Genomic DNA, 1311 nt, shown 5'->3' on the forward strand with positions numbered 1-1311 from the left:
TCTATACCTAATTATACCATTTTAGCAATAGAGCGTTCAAGGAAAAAGAATGACTGAAAGAGCAGCGATTCATCCCCCACTTAGCAAGCTTGAAGTGGGAGTGTTCTCGCCGAAAATGATAAAGATATAGATAAAATTTAAATAAGCAGCTTCATAATATGGGCCACACCATCTTCATCATTTGATAGAGTTATGTGGTGTGCACAAGATTTAATATCTCGGATGGAATTTCCCATCGCAATGCTTAGTCCTGCAGATTCAAACATAGGGAGATCATTATAATGGTCTCCAATAGCTATAATATCCTCTCTTTGTATATTCAATTTCCCAGCCAAATATCTGATAGCACAGCCTTTTGAAACATCAGAATGTGTCAATTCGAATAAATGTTTAGCCAGGCTGGCAGTTGCCAGCTCTCTTCTCTGTTCAAAATGCTGCCAGCCATCATTGATTTTTTCTCTATAAAAAGAAAACCCAAGAAGATTATAAAATTCAGTTGCTTTATCTAGAATCTCTAAATGAGAGGAAACAAATTCAAATTTTTCCTGGCTGTACTGTCTTTCTGCAGCTTGTTGAAATAGTTTTAGGTTTACTTTTGGATTTGCATTCTTCAGTTTAAACATTTCAATTGTTAATAAATCCCGTCCATTTTGGGGTGTATAAATGACCTGGTCGGAAAAAACTTCATAATACATATTGTGTTCGGCAAAATAATCGAGTATTTCTTTTGCATCTCCTTTCTTAACAGACTTCGCATGTAAAAGTGTTCCTTTTTTGTCGTGAATGGTCGCTCCGTTGGCGCCTATGATCCAAGCAGAAATACCAGCGTTCTTTAAAATAGATTGAACATTAAAATGAGCTCTTCCAGTTACAATTGCAATTTCAATTCCTTTTTTCTGAGCCGTTTTAATCGCTTCAACATTTTTTCTGCTAATTTGATTCCTTTTATTTAAAAGGGTACCGTTTAAATCAATAGCTATTAGTTTCATATTCGCACACCTATTCTATGTTGATTTAAAAATAATAGGGGGACCTCTATTATTCACTTTCTACTATTAATAAAGAAGATAATAAAATGACCGTTAAGCTAGAGTAGTTAGCTTAACGGCCTTAATGACAGTTGTATTATTTTTTACTGATTGATAATTTTGTCGATACGGTAATTGTAGGCATCGCTTTTTCTTCTACACACATCGTTCCCGGCAGATCCGCATGATCTGCTCCATTGAATACGATCGTGCAGTGGCCAAGCTCGCTCACTGTCTCATTTACTTTCCCGCCGACAAACGTGATTTCATAAGACTGGTCGTC

At 36.1% G+C, this 1311-nt stretch carries 2 protein-coding genes; both read right to left on the bottom strand.

The features are described 5' to 3' along the window. Nucleotides 1-137: 137 nt before the first annotated feature. A complete protein-coding gene (locus L2D08_RS23565) occupies nucleotides 138-989 on the bottom strand; it encodes a Cof-type HAD-IIB family hydrolase (RefSeq protein WP_242237992.1) in 852 nt (283 codons plus the stop codon). Nucleotides 990-1125: 136 nt separating this feature from the next. Continuing rightward, on the bottom strand, nucleotides 1126-1311 hold a 186-nt coding region (locus L2D08_RS23570; RefSeq protein WP_242237994.1), incomplete at its 5' end, for a PTS glucitol/sorbitol transporter subunit IIA.

The sequence above is a fragment of the Domibacillus sp. PGB-M46 genome (assembly GCF_022668875.1).
Lineage (GTDB): Bacteria > Bacillota > Bacilli > Bacillales > Domibacillaceae > Domibacillus.